The organism is Flavobacterium erigeronis (genome assembly GCF_054075165.1).
This window is the reverse complement of sequence record NZ_JBSKGP010000004.1, coordinates 155821-171823: the sequence shown is the minus strand read 5'-3', so window position 1 is coordinate 171823 and position 16003 is coordinate 155821. Positions and strand designations below refer to the sequence as shown.

The following is a 16003-nucleotide window of genomic DNA, read 5'->3' as shown; positions in this document are numbered from 1 at the left end:
TATTGCTAATTACATGTTTGATTAAAACCGTCTGTGAATATTTTAGAAGCACTTCTCAATTATATAATCAAGTAGATTGTTTTTCTTTTTATAAGAAAAAAGTCATATCTTGCAAACTGATTATAATCGTATTATGATAACGGCAAATACATATTTAGTAAACAGTTCTTTAATGTGCTTAATGAGCGCATTGCTGTATTTGCATGACGATACTTTCTTAAAAAGCTCAAAAGACTTTATTCCATTTGCCCTGTCCTAACTCTAGACAGGGAATTTTCCATTAGTTATAGTTCGTTTTATAAATTTCCATTTTATTCAGGATATGATACGCTGAATGAGATAGAACTGCTCGGTATTCAGTGAAGAGTTGCATTTCATGCCTATGTAAAATGGAACAAATAAGAAAGTCATGTTACAAAATATAATACTAACAACAGGAACATACGATTTAATAAAAGACCACGTAAGAAGAAAAAAAGTTACCGTACAAGAAGAAGAATTATTGCTGAATCAATTAAAAAATGCCTCTCAAGTATTGCGTAAAAATCTGCCTGAAGACATTGTTTCGATAAACCGAAAAGTTACTTATAAAGACCATTTGAAAAATGAAGAAAAAACGATTCTTCTAGTTGGTCCTGCAGAAGCAAAAGCAAGCAAAAACAAGATTTCGGTTCTTTCAGACGAAGGAATTGCAATGGTGGGTTACAAAGTAGGCGACGTTGTAGAATGGCCAGCTAAAAAAGGAAATTTAAAATTAGAGATTTTAAAAGTAGAAGCTTAATATCTTTTTTAGTTTATTAAAAAACATCCCAAAAAGAAGATTTCTTTGCGGGATGTTTTTTTATAATAAAGATATGGAATGTAAAATCTTAATAACAAGATGTATACTTCAAAATCATCGTTCATTGAATGATTAAAATAAGTAAATTAGTTGCTCCAAAATTAAACATAACCAATTGTAAATGAGTATGAAACAAGCGGGAACTATAAATGAAGTCATTCTGTTATTGGACGAAATAATAGAAAGATCAAAACTGGAGCAAAGCAATCTCGGTTTATTTGCTATTTTATATCGTGAAGTTACGGTAAAAGTAAAAGAAGGCATTCATGCAGGCGCTTTTCAGAATGGCGAACGGATGGAAAAACTAGACGTTATTTTTGCTAATAGATATCTGAAAGCGTACTATCAATATCAAGCCAAAGAAAAACCATCAGAATGTTGGGGATTTGCCTTTGAACAAGCCGAAAATTTCTGGCCCATTGTCCTACAACATTTACTGCTCGGCATTAATGCGCATATCAATCTTGATTTAGGAATTGCTTCGGCTGAGGTAAGCACGGTAGAAGATATTGAAGATTTAAAACATGATTTTGACCAAATAAATTTCATTCTTAGCAGTCTAGTCGCAGGTGTCGAAAAATGCCTGATCAAGATTTGGCCAACGCTCACGTGGATTCTAAAAGCAACAGGAAAAATAGACAATTTCTTTATCGATTTTAGCATGGAAACCGCAAGAAACGGAGCGTGGAAATTTGCGAATGAATTTGTAGCTGTTCCACAAAAGGAAAGAGAAGCCTGCACACAATTAAGAGACCAAAGAATAACCGAAATCGCCCGATTGGTTTCAAATCCTGGATATTTTGTTAGCGCGGTTTTCAAAATCATTCGCATATTTGAAAGAGGAACTGTCGCTCAAAAAATAATAGATATGCAGATTATGGAAGAGAAGAATATGGAGTGTGTTGCGGCGTGATTTTGTGAAAGTTCAAAGATGTAAATAATAAAAAATTATCCTCCTTCTGCTGGTGCGAGCGTTTCGCTCGTACCTACTTTGCGTTCACGAGCGAGACGCTCGCGTGGGCGGGGTGATTTGAGAAAAACAGCTGGAATTTTGAAGAAATGTCTAGTCAAACCATAAAATAAAGGGTTAATCCAAAAAAGGTAAAGAAACAAATATAATCAAGGAACGTCACCTTCCTTTCATCTAAAAGATCATACTTACCGTATTTTGCTGGTACAACTAACTCTTTTTTCTGAATTGTTAAGCTTATAAATCGTAAAAATTGGTAAAGTAATAATGAAATAATAGTGCTTCTTAAACCAAGAGATGCATGGCCGTTTACAAAAGCTAATTCAGGATCATTTCTAAGAGAAAGAAATAGACTAAAATGTATAATTCCTATTGTAAGCCAGATTAAAAAATAATAAAAATTTCGAAGCGCTCTATATTGACCACCATAAATAAAAAATTGAGTTCCAAAAGTATAGAAAAACAATACTTGTTTTCGATCAAACTTGTTTAAGAGGAAAAAAGTCAATAAGAAAAAAGAAAGCAACAAATAAACACTAAGGGTAATGTAATTCCATTTGTTTAATTTGTAGCAACGAAATAATTTTTTTTCCATTAATGACGATTTGTTTTTTACTTTTCAATGCAATTTGCTTATAAATCCTTTAATCAATTCGCTTGGATGAATTGTTGAAGCTTGAGCAATTTTAAACAAAGTTTTCGATTTTATTTAATACTTTCTCTCTAATTGCTATAATAAGTTCTTGATAATTCTCAAAATGATCTGGACTAATTAATAATTCTTCACCGTTTTCTAGATATAGTTTGCTTTCAAAGTAACCTGTACTTATTTGTCCTGCACGAGAATAAGATCCTTGAACCCGTTCTGTTTGAACTCTTAAAATGGAAGAAAAAGGGATAAATTCTATTTTAGACGAAGCTAAAGTTGTTCTTTCTATTCCTTTTTCTGAAACAGTAATTTCGTTAACCGAACTAAGTTTATTAATATGAAAAAATATACTTAAAGCTAAAAAGAAAACCGATGCTAAAATTACGGTATAGTCCTCAGTGCGAAAACTGCCAAAGAAATTAGACAGACAAAAGAAATCAAATATGACGAAAAGTATGTTTATCCGAATCAAAAATAAGGTTCGAAATTTTGAATGTATTTTCATTTAAGTAATGTTTCAGCGTACGGATTTACATTAGGTCATTATGAGTAAAATTTACAAAAACTATTCACACAGCAAAGTATCGAAATCTACATGAAGTTGAGATGTATCTTGATCAATATTAACCCAATTGAAGTTTCTTAAAATATAAGCATTTCCTCCATCAATTTTAACCCATTCATCTATTCCTTTGGCAGCATTTGCTAGATCATTTTTTGGTGTCATTCCGATAGGAGCGATGTAGTTTCTATTTTGTGTTAAGAATTTACAATTGCTTGTTTCTATTTCTGATTGAGTAATGTATTTTGATTTTGTTAAAGTTGGAAGCGAATTATGTACTTGAAGAGGAGACATTGCTGTACAAGAAGTAAGAAATAAAATCAGTCCAATAAGATTTAGTTTGATTAGCTTATTCATTTATAGATGGGTTTAGTTTTATCAAATATAAGATATTTGTGTAATTTTTGAAAATCAGTTGTAAACAGCAGATTGAATACAATCACTTTAAACTCACTTGTAATCTCTAATTTCGATTCAAAGAAAAAACTAAAATCATGGAAGTGTAAAACACAGAAAGAGACGCAGAAATTGTTAGAATTAATAAATAAAGCGCAAAAGTCTAAGGGACGTCTGCGCTTATAGATTTATAGTTAATGAAAATTACTTTGTAATTGTGATAAATTGTAATTTAAAACTTTCAAGTTTAATTAAATAAAACATAGAAAATAATAATATCCATCCTATAAATGTTAAAAATAAATTGGTTAATGAGCTACCTATGAATTGTGCATATTGGCAAAAAAATCCAAAGAATATAAGCAGAATAAAGTTATATAAAAATGAACTTTTCAAACTCATTTTAAAACAGCCTGTTAGAAAGTTCCAATTTTCAAGATAATCCAAAATAATAGCTTTTGAAGGGTTTGATAAATCAATTACCACATTTTGGGAGAATTCAAGATTTATGATGATTTTATCACCTTTCATGTTGTATTTATAATTGTACTTTTCTAACATTTCTATAATTTTATTTTGTTCCATATTTATTGTTGTTAGTTTTTTTGTTTGCTATTCTCATAGGTTGGAAATTCATCTCCTATTTACACAGATATAGGTTCGCTTTAGGCGAATATTAATTAATTTTCTAATTTAGTAATAGCAGATAAGTCAATTTTCTCTGAACGAAATCGAAGATTAAATTGAGATTTTGGAAGATCCATTTTTACACCTGAAGTAGTATTGGTGTTAATTATTTAATGGAATCGTTTAATTTTATGAGATTATTTATTCGAAACAGTTGTAAAGTAAGTAAAAGATTATATTTTATCCTAGAAAATTGGTCTGTTTATTACTAACAAAATTTGTTTTTTACTAAATGCATATTTTAAATTAAGAATTTTAAATATCTTTGATTCATGAGCACAACAGCAAAACCAAAACATATCGGCAGAAATATTAGCCGAATTAGAGAACTAAAAGGTATGAAACAAGAAGCCTTAGCAATTGCCATTGGCGTAAGCCAGCAAACGGTTTCTAATTTGGAAGCGAGTGAAAATGTTGAGGAAGAAAGACTAATTGAAATTGCAAAAGTTCTTGAAGTTAGCGTAGAAGCGATTAAAAACTTTTCTGAAGAAAATGTGATTAATTATTTTAATAATATTTATGATCATGGTGCTTTTAATAAGCATTATGAAAATTGTACTTTCAATCCTCTAGATAAAGTTGTAGAACTTTATGAACGTTTGGTTCAAGCGGAAAAAGAGAAGAATGAATATTTAGAGAAATTGTTAGGAGGGAAGTAAAATTTTTTCTTTTTATTATAAAGGAAATGCGCAAAAGTTGAAAAGGCTTTTGCGCATTTTTTTATTTATCAGGTTTTGAATGCTAGCGCGAGCGTCACGCTCGTGAACACAATCAAAATCAATTTTCAAAACTTTGCGTGCACGAGCGGGACGCTCGCGCTAGCAGGGTACTAATTTTTAGTTCTTATTGATAGAAAATTTTTATTGTTTAGGTTTTTACCAAATTCTACAAATATTTCTCCGTCCGTTCTAGTTGTAAGACAATTTCTTACTTCAGTTGAACCATTTTTATAAGAGACTGCCAGCCCAGTTGATTTTTGGGAATACCTTGATGTAGCACTTGTGTCACAAAAACGACCATCTGAGATAATTGTTAATTTTGGATTTACAAGATTAATAAAATCATTGTTATATCCAGATTCTCTTCCATGATGCGGAGCTAATAATATATCTGCATCTTTAATTGCTTTTTTGAACGATTCTTTCTGCAAAAGTTCTTCAAAAGAACATTTTTCATTATCTCCAGGTATAATTACTTTAAAACCTTCAAACTCTAATACTGTAATTATACTATGATTGTTAAAGTTATTTTTATTACAATTTGTAGGATGAAATGTATTTATTGATAAACCTCCATAATTAGAAACGACTTTGGGATTATTTGTATTTTCAGCACTAATAGGGATATTATATCGATTATTAATTTCGCAGTATTTTTCAAATATGGGTTTGTCTCTATTTCTTATAGTTTTTGTGGCTTTTTCTTCCTGCATTACTTCTTCATCTGTTATATGGTTTGGTCTTAGTAAAACTTTCGGTGAAAGGCTGTCAAAATTTATAATATCTTCAATATGATCAAAATGTGGATGAGTGATGATAACATAGTCCAATTGATTAATATTCATATGTTCTTTAAGAAACATTAATGGACTAAATCCATTATTATTATCATCAAAAGATCCGATTCCTAGATCAATAACTATATGTTTACCATTAGGCGATTTGATGTAAGTTGCATGACCAGCTTGTACATCCCAAAAAATCATTTTTACAGTTTGATTCATTATTTCTCAGTTAAAAATTGTTCATAAAGTGTTTTCGCATAATAATTTCCAAATTTTTTTATAATGAATTTTGAAAAAATTACTGGAAGACTATAGATAAATATCAGTATAATTGAGGTGATTTCAAGAGTCTTATCTTTCGTGACATATGAATATATTAATATGACTACACTTATTATTAATGCAATTAAAGATCCTCCTATTAAATTTCTAATAAATCCATATTCGATATTATGTCGAAACAAGAAAGAGTTTCCGCGTAATAAATTTCGAATCTGAGAGACCGCAAAAACTATCTGTTTCTTTGACTCTTCTGTTTGTGAAATTTCATCAATTTCATTTTTTAATTTAATTTGAAACTTTTCGTTTATTTTTTTTCTTATTTTAGACTTTATGTTTTTATCCAATTTAGAATCTTGCCAAAGTATCATCTTTGTTGTAGGCATTTCTATTTCTTCTTTGAAATAAAATTTTTGAAATAATTCTTTTGAAACAATTCTATTTATTTGAACACTAAGAAATATTATTGCACCTGAAATTCCAAAGCTAGTTAAGGTTGGTAGTATTAAATATATTTGCTCTAAAGAAGGGTATAATTCTTTATTCAATACATAATTTATAAAGATAATTATTGGAATAGATGTTAAGATTGTAGGAAACAATCTTGCTCTAATGAAGTATTGATTCATATCTTAGTCTTTTATTAAATTAATTATTGAGATTTAACTAATATTAAAAATAAAATACGCATCAAAATCTTCATATAAAACTGGATCACTCCAATTATGTTTTTTTCGAAAATCTCTAGCAAATTCATAATTCTTAACATAAAAATAAATCTTTTCTGAAATATCCATTATAACATATCCAGCTTGATTATTTGTTATTCTTATAGGAGGGTAGCTATTGTATGCCAGATGTTTTGAACTTGCATTCCCAAATAAAGTTACACTTGGATTAAGGGTTTTTAGAAAATCATAATTTCTTCCCGAATCCCTCCCATGGTGTGGTGCAAATAGTACATCAATATTGGAAACTTCTTTTTGAAAATTATTAAGAATGTATTCCCATGTTTTGTCTTCACTATCTCCAGCAAATAATATTTTCCAATTTCCACCTCCAGGTTTTGGTGGAGTATATAAAAGGACATAGGAGGAATCATTCCAATTCTCTTTTTCATTACAATGTTTAATCAAATCAGTGGTAGGAGAGAGGATTTTTATATGATCTTCATTATAAAAACTATTATTGTCTGCTGCGTAGTATGTTAATCTTTTTGGATTTGTATATTTCGTGTCACGAATTTGTTTATAAAATTTCCAATCATCTATATTGTAACCTCCAGAATTTGCCTTATCTGAAATTTCTTTGGTATTACATGTGTCCCAAATGTTTTGAATTGAAAACTCTTCATAAAAGTCTTTAATTCCATCTAAGTGATCCATATCTGGATGAGTAATTATAAATCTAAATATTGAATTTATCTTAAACTTCTTAAGGTATTGAATAGGATTATCTGGGTCTTTTTTCTGTTTATAATCTTTTTTATCACTCGGTACTTGGGTTCTCAAGTACATATCCTTACGAATCTGCGAGTTGCGAACTCTGATTTCTTCTGCTGTATCATAGTCATTATAAGCATTACTTACATCAATTACCGAAACTCTACCACTATCATGTTGAATAATGTTACAGTCTCCTTCTAAAACATTTAAAAAGTGAATTTTTGACATATTGGTTATTTTTGGTTATATTTAAAATCTTCTCAAATCTAAATGATTAGAATTCAGTTGTTTTACGGAAAACCGTAAATACCTTATTAAAAATCTAATTTGTCTAACTCGATGTAAGCTTTATCATTTGGTTAGTTTAGTAATTCAAACATCGTGTAAAATTTAAATTCACGAGCAAGTAAAAACCCCTGTTTTTCAAAAACAAAACCGTCAAATTCACTTTCAAAAAACACAAAAAATCAATTCTAGAATTTTCGATAAAAATTTTGTAATTTTGCAGTCCAAATAAAGGAAAAGAAAATGTTAGATAGACTTCAATATGTAAAGCAGCGTTTTGATGAGATTTCGGATTTGATTATTCAGCCGGATGTTATTTCTGATCAGAAGCGTTATAAGCAGCTCAACCAAGAATATAAAAGTATTAAGGCTTTGGTTGAAAAGAGAGAAGAATACATTATAGTTTTGGCAAATATCGATGAGGCTAACGAAATTATTGCTGACGGTAGTGATGCTGAAATGGTAGAAATGGCTAAAATGCAGTTGGATGAAGCTAAAGACCGTTTGCCAGAATTGGAGGATGAAATCAAATTTATGCTGATTCCTAAAGATCCTGAAGATGCTAAAAACGTGATGGTGGAGATTCGTGCCGGTACGGGTGGAGATGAAGCGAGTATCTTTGCAGGTGACTTATTCAGAATGTATACTAAATATTGCGAAAGCATGGGGTGGAGAACCTCTGTTGTAGATATGAACGAGGGTACTTCGGGTGGTTTCAAAGAGGTTATTTTTGAAGTTACTGGAGAGGATGTTTATGGAACTTTGAAGTTTGAAGCGGGTGTTCACCGTGTTCAGCGTGTTCCTCAGACAGAAACTCAAGGTCGTGTGCATACATCGGCTGCTACGGTTATGGTATTGCCAGAAGCGGAGGAGTTTGATGTTCAGGTTGATATGAACGATGTTCGTGTCGATTTCTTCTGTTCGTCTGGTCCTGGAGGTCAGTCGGTAAATACAACGAAATCGGCTGTACGTTTAACGCACATTCCAACCGGATTGGTAGCGCAATGTCAGGACGAGAAATCGCAACATAAGAATAAAGATAAAGCTTTGATGGTATTGCGTTCTCGTTTATACGAAATGGAATTGGCTAAAAAGCAGGAAGAAGATGCTAAAAAACGTAGTTCTCAGGTTAGTTCTGGAGACCGTTCGGCTAAAATCCGTACATATAACTATGCTCAAGGTCGTGTAACCGATCATAGAGTTGGTCTTACGCTTTACGATTTAGGAAACATCATGAATGGTGATATTCAGAAAATCGTTGCCGAGCTTCAGTTGGTGAATAATATGGAGAAATTGAAGGAAGCTTCTGAGGTGTACTAATCGTACACAGGTTCAAAGTGACAAAGTAACAAAGGCTCAGAGGTTTTTCTCTGAACGTATAAATAAAGAAAAGCCGAACATTTTTGTTCGGCTTTTTTTATGGATAAAACTTAGAACCTAAGAATCTTTGGAAGTTGCTATTTTATATGGAAAGTATTTTCTTAAGAATTCTAAAATGTTAAAGAAAACTTAAAAAAATAACATAAATATTGCATTCCAAAAGCTTCGGGATAGTATCTTAGCCACTTAGAAACTAAAAATAAACCAACCAACCTATTTTTTATGAAGAGAACTTTACTTTTATTTTGCTTCTTTGGAAGCTTTTTTTATGCGCAATCGCAATCGTATTTCGGATTTCGGGATGATAATTATGCTGGAATTCAGTCGGCATTATTTAATCCGTCGAATATTGTAGATTCTAAATACAGAGCCGATGTAACGTTTGGATCTGTAAGTGCAACGGGACAAAATGATTTGTACGGTGTTAATTTTGCGAATGTGCTAGACGGCGGTTACGATCTGGATACGGAAGCGAGCAAAAATTTTAAATCGAACAACAGAGGAAATTTCAATATTGATATTATGGGGCCTTCTGTTATGTTCAATATTACGCCTGTACATAGTGTGGCAATTTTTACACGTGTACGAAGTGTTACCAATCTTGTCGGCATAAACGGTCAGCTTATTGATGAGGTGAACAAAGATGTTGACGTTTCTGAGAGTTTTTTAATTACAGGCGGAAATCCGAATGCGGTTACAAATTCTTGGGCTGAAGTAGGAGCGAGTTATGCTACCGTTTTGTTCAATCGTGATGATCATTTTGTGAAAGGTGGACTTACTCTAAAATATCTTATGGCAGGTGTTAACGGGTATATCAACGGAAATGATTTAAGCGTGGCTTTTACTAAAAATAATGCCAATCCTTCACAAAGCGAATATTATTCAACAGGAACTATAAAAACGGCTGCAAGTTATGATTATGAGAACGGAGACGATCCTAAATTTGATATGGCTTCGGCTGGAGTAGGAGTCGATTTAGGTTTTACTTACGAATATCAAACCAATTGTCATACTTGTGAAGGAAACCGCTATCAGTTTAAAGTGGCAGCTTCTGTAACGGATATCGGAAAGATTAATTACAACAACATTGTAGAGAATACTTATAATCTGACGGGAAGAGTAACACAGGAGGATATTAAAGATGCTGAAGATATTTTTGAATTTTTTGATGCCAATTATACCAAAGTTTCTTCTAGAAAAGGGGTAAAAGCAAATCTTCCAACGGCTTTGCACACCAATTTTGACTGGAATATCAACCAGAAGTTTTACTTGAATCTAAGCGGTGATTTTAGTTTGGTAGACGCCAAAAAAGTAAACGGAACTGCAATTGCCAATTCGGTAACTTTCACGCCGAGATACGAAACCAGACAATTTAGTTTCTACATTCCTGTAACTCACATGCAATACAGCGGAACAACAGTAGGGGCAGGTTTTAGAGCAGGTCCGTTATTTATTGGCTCAGGAACTCTTTTCTCTAATTTGTTTTCGAATAATTCAAAAGGCTGTAATATTTACGCTGGTTTGAAGTTGCCGATTTATCAAGATTATAGATAATAGTGACAAAGATTCAGAGTGTCAAAGTGCCAAAGGTTAAAAAGAACAAGGCGCAAAGGACAAAGAATTAATCTTTGCATCTTTGCACCTTTGTATCTTTGTGACTTATAAAAAATAAAAACCAACTTCCCCAAAAGTTGGTTTTTATTTTTTGTAAAATATATAGTGAAGGTGTTTTTTCATCAACCGTTTCCCCAAAAACGTATGATGAAAATTATACACCTAGAAATACTCTCGTATATTCAAAACATTTATATAGATTAGAGTAAACGTATACACCATTTTTTATCATTATTTCGCTAAACTTTTCCATAATATATAAATTTACGTTAACAAATTACTCTCTAGATGGTTCATATTGTGATGAATCTTCGTTTTCTTCAGAAGATTCTGGATGAGGTTTCGAAACCAGATTCGTTACGATAAGCTGAACGACTGAACCCAAAATACCTTTAAACATCGAGTCACCTTTTCCGACAATGAATCTTTTCGCGACATAACCAATTCCGATACTGATTACTGATTGCGCCAAGTGGCTTTTAAAACCAACAGTTTCGTTGATTTCTTCAACCGTATTTCGAATCAGGTTTATCGGTTTTAGGTTTTCCTTAAGTTCATCGATATGGTCTTTTATCGCGCACCATTCTGTATCCTGGCGAACTTCTAATTCCTCAATTTTTCGATTTAACTGATCAATATTGTAAATAGCCTCCATAGTCTTTTTATATGTATTAATGTTAAATCTAGTTTTTAGTTTCTTTTAAAATACTTGAAATAATAGTATTTCCTATCGGCGTTTTAATCAATTTATGATGTGATTTTACCACAACAATTACTAGAATAAGATAAAATAGTGCCATGATAAAAAAGCCGTAGTAATACTCTCCAAGTTCTTTTCCAATCCACAAACTTATTCCGATGTTTAGGAACAAGGTAAAAAATGCAACAACAATGCCAATCGCTATCTTAGATGCTAATGATGCGGCACCATCAGCCACTGAACATACTGTTTTTAGTTTTAATAATTCTAAACTTGTTTTAGCATAGTTTTCAGCTTTTTCATAAAGATTTAAATCCTCGTTTGTTGTTGCATTTGGTTCCATGATATAGGGTTTTATGGTTTGAAAATTTCACTAATTAATATAATCTATTAATAGTTTGATTTTACTGTTTTAACGTCATCTTTGATTGTGTTAAAATCATCTTTAACTTGGTTAAGTTTAGATTTTCCTTCTTCGATAATTTCTTTACCGTTTGAAGTGATTTTGTTTACTACACCATCAAATTTTGTTTTCAAGTTATCGCTATAATCTCTTGATTTATCTTTGATTTTTTTTCTTGTGTTTGACCCTTTGTCTGGTGCAAATAAAACACCTATGAATGCTCCCGCAGCTGCGGCTCCTAAAATTCCTAAAATTGTGCTACTAGTTTTCATAATAAATAATTTTAAATGATTAATATTGATAATTTGTTGATTTAATAAAATGTGATTTTTTAAATTTCGCGACCTTTTATAAGTCGAAGCAGTACGGCAATTATGGCAATTACCAGCAAAATGTGAATAATGCTTCCGAAACTGTAAACAAAGAACCCAAGAGCCCAAAGTATCACCAGAATCACTGCTAGTGTGTATAATAAGTTTGACATGGTTTTTTATTTTAGCGGTTAATAATTAATTTTTCGTTTAGTTTAACTTATACGATAGGTATAAAGTCAAGTTGCTGTTTCTAACATCAGGAAAAGTAACTGGTTCTCCTAGTACAGTTCTTTCTTTACCAACGGTTGTTAAACCATAATTGTAACGAACTCCGATACTAATTGGATCAAAATCAACTCCTACACCTGCAGCAATACCTGCATCAAACTTGTTTAAATTGTCTCTGTCAACTTCTTCATCGATTTCAATTCCGTCTCCAGTTACTTTTGAGCTTACTAAATAAGAGGCATAACCACCGGCATGAACATTAAAGTTCTTTGTAATATTTACTCTAACAAGCAAAGGAACTTCAATATAATTAAGTCTGAATTTAGCATCGCCTTCAAAAGGACCTGCATTATATTCTAGTTTAGCTCCTTTTGTAGTAAACAAAATCTCTGGCTGAATGGCTACAAAATCTGAAACAGGAAGTGTGGCATAAAAACCGGCATTAAAACCAGACAAAATATTGTTGTCGTTTACATCATCACCGCTGTCGATTAAGTTAGACATGTTATATCCCCCTTTTACACCGAATTCGGTTGTTACATTAGTGTCCTGAGCGTGCAGCATTCCAAATGATGCTGATAAAAAAAGTGTTAAGGCGCATAAAAAATTGGCTTGTAATTTCATGATAAATAATTTAGTTAATAGATAGATAATAGGCGTTTATTCATTTTGTTTTTTTAATCTTTCAGTCTCTCGTAAGAGTTTATATTGTTCGGGCAAAAATCTAAGAACAAATTCTAGAATTGCTTTGTCGTTTGTTTCTCTAGAAATGGTCTCAAGCAGCTCAATCTGGTCGCAGATTCCTTCTGAAACGGCATCCAAATAAATAGCATTAAAATCGTTGCCGTTAGCATCAATGAGGTTGTACAGGTCTCGTTTGTGCGTGGCGTTTATTTCAGTAATGACAATGAGCTTAGATGTGGCCATTTTGTTAAGTTCTTCCAACAATTGGTTTTCTTGAACTTCGATTCTTTTGCTTAATTCCTGAACAATTATATCTGAACTTTTCTGCTGTGCAATTTGACTTTTTGAAATAATAGATTTAGTGATATTCGCCGTTGAAATAAAAAAGAAAACTTCTGTTTCTTCTCTTTCATTTTTTGCAAAAGCCTGGTTTTTCAAAGTATTTTCAATCGGATTAATTTTTCTGCAAGACGTGATGCAAATAACTAACAAGAATGAAAAAAAGACTTTAAAATAAGCAGTCTTCATGGGGGGAATTACTTTCATTATTACTTCATAAAGTATTACATTACAAAGATGCTAACGAATGAAAGATTTTCCTTTACAGCATAAAAATGAAACGTTATATAATTCCCATAATAGAATTATATTTTGTTTTTATCCTTTTAAAATCAATGCTTTAAAGGGTTTTTGTTTAGAGCAAAAAAAAAGAAATTACAGATTTGACTATAATTTCTTTTTCTTAATCGTATAAAAATGGAAAGATTTTTTTCTTACAATAATAGAGATCCTATTTATGTGATTGGGTATTTAAGATTTAATCGGGAAGGAATACAGTAAAGACAGATCCTTTGCCTAAAGTGCTATCGGCTGTAATATGTCCTTTATGGTTTTCGACAATCTTCTTGCAGATCGCTAATCCGATTCCGGTTCCAGGATAATCTGTTTTGGAATGAAGACGCTGAAAAAGAATGAAAATTGTTTCTTTAAACTGCGGGTCAAATCCCATTCCGTTATCTGTAAAAGTAATTTTATGGAACTTCTTAACAGACTGTTCTAAAATTTCTGGATAATCAGAAGAGTTTACTTTTTCGCTAGAAATGGATATTTCAGGTCTAATGTCAGGCTGGCTGTATTTTAGCGAGTTTCCAATTAAATTGATAAAAAGCTGCTCGATCTGATACGGAATTACAGAAAGTTTCGGAAGTTTTGGAGCCGTAATAACCGCTTTCTTTTCTTCTATCATTTCTGCCAGTTCAGATTCGGCATTATTTAAAAGTTCATTCAAGTTTACTTTAATGAATTCTTTTTTAGTCGTATTTGTTCTCGAAAACAAAAGAAGATCGTCTATTAAAACGCGCATTCTTTTTGCAGAGCTTTCAATTTTTGTGATATAATTTTTGCCGCTTTCAGACATTACTTCTTTATCGGCATCAGAAACTCTGGAGATAAAAGTCTGTATTTTTCTAAGCGGTTCTTGCAAATCATGACTCGCTACGTGGTTAAAAGAAGCCAATTCTTTATTGCTTTTTTCCAACTCTTTATTACGTTCCTGAAGTTCGATATTAAGAAGATGTTCGTCTGTAATATCAAAATTAATTCCAAGCAAAATTTTACTGCCTTGCTGGTCGGTTACCAATTTACCAGTTGTTTTAAAGTAACGGACTTCAAAATCTGGGCGTATAATTTTATAGTATACAAACGGAAGATGTTTCTTGTCTATAATGCCATCTATTGCCTTTGCTACAGATTCTTTATCGTCTGGGTGAACATATTTAAGAAGTGTTGCTTTATTTGGAGCAAAAGATTTTGGTTCAAGACCCAATAATCGGAACTGATTGTCTGAAAAATCTATTTTATCAGAATCTAAATCCCATTGCCAAGTGCTGAATTTACCAATGCTTTCAGATTCAGAAATTAAACCGCTAGAGATTAAAAGTCTTTTATTGAATACTTTTAAACGCTCAAAATCACGGCTTATTTGTCTATAAGCTAGTAATATGAAACTTAAGGCAACTAAGAATAATGAAATAGAAAAAAGCGGACTTAATGAAATTTCGTCATCGTAAATTTTAAGTCTTTTTTTGAGATACGTTTTCTCGATATCGTTCATTTCGTCGACCTTAAAACGGATGTTTTCCATTAAGATCCTGCCGCCAAACATGTGGTTGTCCAGTTTTCTTTTGTCGTAAGTTTTAGGATCGCTGTACTTTAAACAATTTTCAAAAGAAACAAAACGCTGCGTAATGAGTTTAAAAAGTTTCTGCAGGTTTTCTTGCTGTTCCTTATTGTCGGCAGTAAGTTTTTTTAAGGTAATGAAAGAAGTATTTACCTTGTCGCGCGAATAAATATAAGGCGTTAAAAAACGGGCATTGCGAGTGATAATATATCCTCGCTGGCCCGTTTCTGCATCTTTTATCGCCGACATTAGTCGCTCGAGCTGTATGTTAATTTCGTAAGTATGCATAACCAGTTTGCTTGATTCATTCAAGTCCTGATTATGTTTGTAAGCAATGGAAGATAGAAATAACAGAATGAAAACTGCGATTACAAAAATAACTCTCAAAGAGTTTGAAGAATTAAAATTTGGTATCCATTTCATTGGTATGCTCTTATTTTAGTCGCAGCAAGAAATTATCACGGTTTAATCCAGAGGTATGATAATGCCAGTTAACAGTCACGACTTCATTAATTATTTTTTTTAATGTATTGAAATCGCTTGGCTTTTTGATGTAAATATTAGCGCCTTGAATAAATGTATCTTCAATATCTTCTTCAGAAGAAGAGGTAGAGTAAATGGCAATAATTATATCTTTTAAATGGTCCGTTTTTTTGATTTCAATCAAACATTCCTTACCTGTTTTCTTAGGCATGTTCAAATCTAGAAACAAAATATCTGGAAGTTTATTGTCTGGGTTCATTAAATGATCCATCAACTGCATTCCGTCATGAACAAAATTTACATTTGTCTGTATTTTTATTTCTTCAAACGCATCTTTAAAGAAAAGACGGTCATCTTCATCATCATCGGCCAATAAAATGTGTAATGCGTTTTTTTGCAT

At 31.9% G+C, this 16003-nt stretch carries 20 protein-coding genes; 5 read left to right on the top strand and 15 right to left on the bottom strand.

The genetic code is table 11. From position 1 onward, the window contains the following. Nucleotides 1-409 precede the first annotated feature (409 nt). Both ACWA1F_RS09620 and ACWA1F_RS09615 read left to right on the top strand, forming a co-directional pair. A complete protein-coding gene (locus ACWA1F_RS09620; protein WP_456893566.1) occupies nucleotides 410-781 on the top strand; it encodes a GreA/GreB family elongation factor in 372 nt (123 codons plus the stop codon). A 181-nt stretch (nucleotides 782-962) separates the two neighbouring features. Then, on the top strand, nucleotides 963-1754 hold the full coding sequence (locus ACWA1F_RS09615; RefSeq protein ID WP_456893565.1) for a DUF5995 family protein: 792 nt from the start codon (nucleotides 963-965) through the stop codon (nucleotides 1752-1754). Between the two features lie 154 nt (nucleotides 1755-1908). Here the strand turns inward: ACWA1F_RS09615 and ACWA1F_RS09610 are convergent, their stop codons facing one another. From ACWA1F_RS09610 to ACWA1F_RS09595, 4 genes are all read right to left on the bottom strand, one after another. After that, the gene (locus tag ACWA1F_RS09610) at nucleotides 1909-2406 is read right to left on the bottom strand and encodes a hypothetical protein (RefSeq protein ID WP_306156844.1); all 498 of its coding nucleotides are present in this window, start codon (nucleotides 2404-2406) and stop codon (nucleotides 1909-1911) included. Between the two features lie 91 nt (nucleotides 2407-2497). Then, a complete protein-coding gene (locus ACWA1F_RS09605) occupies nucleotides 2498-2965 on the bottom strand; it encodes a hypothetical protein (RefSeq protein WP_456893564.1) in 468 nt (155 codons plus the stop codon). Nucleotides 2966-3025: 60 nt separating this feature from the next. Beyond that, nucleotides 3026-3379, bottom strand: a complete 354-nt coding sequence (locus ACWA1F_RS09600) for a hypothetical protein (protein WP_456893563.1) — start codon at nucleotides 3377-3379, stop codon at nucleotides 3026-3028. 243 nt (nucleotides 3380-3622) lie between these two features. Then, nucleotides 3623-4003, bottom strand: coding sequence for a hypothetical protein (locus ACWA1F_RS09595; RefSeq protein WP_456893562.1), 381 nt, complete (start codon nucleotides 4001-4003; stop codon nucleotides 3623-3625). Between the two features lie 374 nt (nucleotides 4004-4377). On the opposite strand from ACWA1F_RS09595, the gene ACWA1F_RS09590 reads away from it, so the two are divergent. Further along, the gene (locus ACWA1F_RS09590; protein WP_456893561.1) at nucleotides 4378-4764 is read left to right on the top strand and encodes a helix-turn-helix domain-containing protein; all 387 of its coding nucleotides are present in this window, start codon (nucleotides 4378-4380) and stop codon (nucleotides 4762-4764) included. Between the two features lie 170 nt (nucleotides 4765-4934). On the opposite strand, the gene ACWA1F_RS09585 is transcribed toward ACWA1F_RS09590, so the two are convergent. Genes ACWA1F_RS09585 through ACWA1F_RS09575 form a run of 3 tightly spaced genes read right to left on the bottom strand, consistent with a single transcriptional unit; the run spans nucleotide 4935 to nucleotide 7561 of the window. Further along, entirely contained in the window at nucleotides 4935-5828 is an 894-nt protein-coding gene (locus ACWA1F_RS09585) for a ComEC/Rec2 family competence protein (RefSeq protein ID WP_456893560.1), read from the bottom strand. Continuing rightward, nucleotides 5828-6517: a hypothetical protein gene (locus ACWA1F_RS09580; RefSeq protein ID WP_456893559.1), complete on the bottom strand. Its 690-nt coding sequence runs from the start codon at nucleotides 6515-6517 to the stop codon at nucleotides 5828-5830. The genes ACWA1F_RS09585 and ACWA1F_RS09580 overlap by 1 nt, the downstream gene beginning before the upstream one ends. A gap of 33 nt (nucleotides 6518-6550) precedes the next feature. Further along, complete coding sequence (locus ACWA1F_RS09575; RefSeq protein WP_456893558.1) at nucleotides 6551-7561, bottom strand: ComEC/Rec2 family competence protein; 1011 nt, start codon at nucleotides 7559-7561, stop codon at nucleotides 6551-6553. 300 nt (nucleotides 7562-7861) lie between these two features. Between ACWA1F_RS09575 and prfA the strand changes: the two genes are divergently transcribed. Then, entirely contained in the window at nucleotides 7862-8938 is a 1077-nt protein-coding gene (gene prfA, locus ACWA1F_RS09570; RefSeq protein WP_125719152.1) for a peptide chain release factor 1, read from the top strand. A gap of 282 nt (nucleotides 8939-9220) precedes the next feature. After that, nucleotides 9221-10552, top strand: a complete 1332-nt coding sequence (locus ACWA1F_RS09565; RefSeq protein WP_456893557.1) for a DUF5723 family protein — start codon at nucleotides 9221-9223, stop codon at nucleotides 10550-10552. 337 nt (nucleotides 10553-10889) lie between these two features. Here the strand turns inward: ACWA1F_RS09565 and ACWA1F_RS09560 are convergent, their stop codons facing one another. The 8 genes from ACWA1F_RS09560 to ACWA1F_RS09525 all read right to left on the bottom strand — a co-directional run bounded on the left by ACWA1F_RS09560 (nucleotide 10890) and on the right by ACWA1F_RS09525 (nucleotide 16003). After that, nucleotides 10890-11267 carry a hypothetical protein gene (locus ACWA1F_RS09560; protein ID WP_456893556.1) on the bottom strand — a complete coding sequence of 126 codons (378 nt, stop codon included), beginning with the start codon at nucleotides 11265-11267 and terminating at the stop codon, nucleotides 10890-10892. Nucleotides 11268-11295: 28 nt separating this feature from the next. Further along, entirely contained in the window at nucleotides 11296-11655 is a 360-nt protein-coding gene (locus ACWA1F_RS09555; RefSeq protein WP_306156825.1) for a hypothetical protein, read from the bottom strand. Between the two features lie 47 nt (nucleotides 11656-11702). Further along, nucleotides 11703-11987 (bottom strand): YtxH domain-containing protein, encoded by a 285-nt coding sequence (locus tag ACWA1F_RS09550; RefSeq protein WP_456893555.1) that lies wholly within the window; start codon nucleotides 11985-11987, stop codon nucleotides 11703-11705. 59 nt (nucleotides 11988-12046) lie between these two features. Then, nucleotides 12047-12199 carry a lmo0937 family membrane protein gene (locus ACWA1F_RS09545; RefSeq protein WP_141248143.1) on the bottom strand — a complete coding sequence of 51 codons (153 nt, stop codon included), beginning with the start codon at nucleotides 12197-12199 and terminating at the stop codon, nucleotides 12047-12049. A gap of 37 nt (nucleotides 12200-12236) precedes the next feature. After that, nucleotides 12237-12881: a porin family protein gene (locus ACWA1F_RS09540; RefSeq protein ID WP_456893554.1), complete on the bottom strand. Its 645-nt coding sequence runs from the start codon at nucleotides 12879-12881 to the stop codon at nucleotides 12237-12239. A 36-nt stretch (nucleotides 12882-12917) separates the two neighbouring features. Continuing rightward, nucleotides 12918-13487, bottom strand: coding sequence for a DUF4142 domain-containing protein (locus ACWA1F_RS09535; RefSeq protein WP_456893553.1), 570 nt, complete (start codon nucleotides 13485-13487; stop codon nucleotides 12918-12920). A gap of 271 nt (nucleotides 13488-13758) precedes the next feature. Further along, a complete protein-coding gene (locus tag ACWA1F_RS09530; protein ID WP_456893552.1) occupies nucleotides 13759-15543 on the bottom strand; it encodes a CHASE3 domain-containing protein in 1785 nt (594 codons plus the stop codon). A gap of 10 nt (nucleotides 15544-15553) precedes the next feature. After that, nucleotides 15554-16003, bottom strand: coding sequence for a response regulator (locus ACWA1F_RS09525; protein WP_125719171.1), 450 nt, complete (start codon nucleotides 16001-16003; stop codon nucleotides 15554-15556).

Coding starts and splice junctions, on each gene's coding strand:
- ACWA1F_RS09595 (WP_456893562.1), bottom strand. CDS start 4,003: ATGGAACAAAATAAAATTATAGAAATGTTAGAAAAGTACAATTATAAA.
- ACWA1F_RS09620 (WP_456893566.1), top strand. CDS start 410: ATGTTACAAAATATAATACTAACAACAGGAACATACGATTTAATAAAA.
- ACWA1F_RS09525 (WP_125719171.1), bottom strand. CDS start 16,003: ATGCAAAAAAACGCATTACACATTTTATTGGCCGATGATGATGAAGAT.
- ACWA1F_RS09590 (WP_456893561.1), top strand. CDS start 4,378: ATGAGCACAACAGCAAAACCAAAACATATCGGCAGAAATATTAGCCGA.
- ACWA1F_RS09565 (WP_456893557.1), top strand. CDS start 9,221: ATGAAGAGAACTTTACTTTTATTTTGCTTCTTTGGAAGCTTTTTTTAT.
- ACWA1F_RS09545 (WP_141248143.1), bottom strand. CDS start 12,199: ATGTCAAACTTATTATACACACTAGCAGTGATTCTGGTGATACTTTGG.
- ACWA1F_RS09575 (WP_456893558.1), bottom strand. CDS start 7,561: ATGTCAAAAATTCACTTTTTAAATGTTTTAGAAGGAGACTGTAACATT.
- ACWA1F_RS09560 (WP_456893556.1), bottom strand. CDS start 11,267: ATGGAGGCTATTTACAATATTGATCAGTTAAATCGAAAAATTGAGGAA.
- ACWA1F_RS09610 (WP_306156844.1), bottom strand. CDS start 2,406: ATGGAAAAAAAATTATTTCGTTGCTACAAATTAAACAAATGGAATTAC.
- ACWA1F_RS09580 (WP_456893559.1), bottom strand. CDS start 6,517: ATGAATCAATACTTCATTAGAGCAAGATTGTTTCCTACAATCTTAACA.
- prfA (WP_125719152.1), top strand. CDS start 7,862: ATGTTAGATAGACTTCAATATGTAAAGCAGCGTTTTGATGAGATTTCG.
- ACWA1F_RS09555 (WP_306156825.1), bottom strand. CDS start 11,655: ATGGAACCAAATGCAACAACAAACGAGGATTTAAATCTTTATGAAAAA.
- ACWA1F_RS09530 (WP_456893552.1), bottom strand. CDS start 15,543: ATGAAATGGATACCAAATTTTAATTCTTCAAACTCTTTGAGAGTTATT.
- ACWA1F_RS09615 (WP_456893565.1), top strand. CDS start 963: ATGAGTATGAAACAAGCGGGAACTATAAATGAAGTCATTCTGTTATTG.
- ACWA1F_RS09585 (WP_456893560.1), bottom strand. CDS start 5,828: ATGAATCAAACTGTAAAAATGATTTTTTGGGATGTACAAGCTGGTCAT.
- ACWA1F_RS09605 (WP_456893564.1), bottom strand. CDS start 2,965: ATGAAAATACATTCAAAATTTCGAACCTTATTTTTGATTCGGATAAAC.
- ACWA1F_RS09550 (WP_456893555.1), bottom strand. CDS start 11,987: ATGAAAACTAGTAGCACAATTTTAGGAATTTTAGGAGCCGCAGCTGCG.
- ACWA1F_RS09535 (WP_456893553.1), bottom strand. CDS start 13,487: ATGAAAGTAATTCCCCCCATGAAGACTGCTTATTTTAAAGTCTTTTTT.
- ACWA1F_RS09600 (WP_456893563.1), bottom strand. CDS start 3,379: ATGAATAAGCTAATCAAACTAAATCTTATTGGACTGATTTTATTTCTT.
- ACWA1F_RS09540 (WP_456893554.1), bottom strand. CDS start 12,881: ATGAAATTACAAGCCAATTTTTTATGCGCCTTAACACTTTTTTTATCA.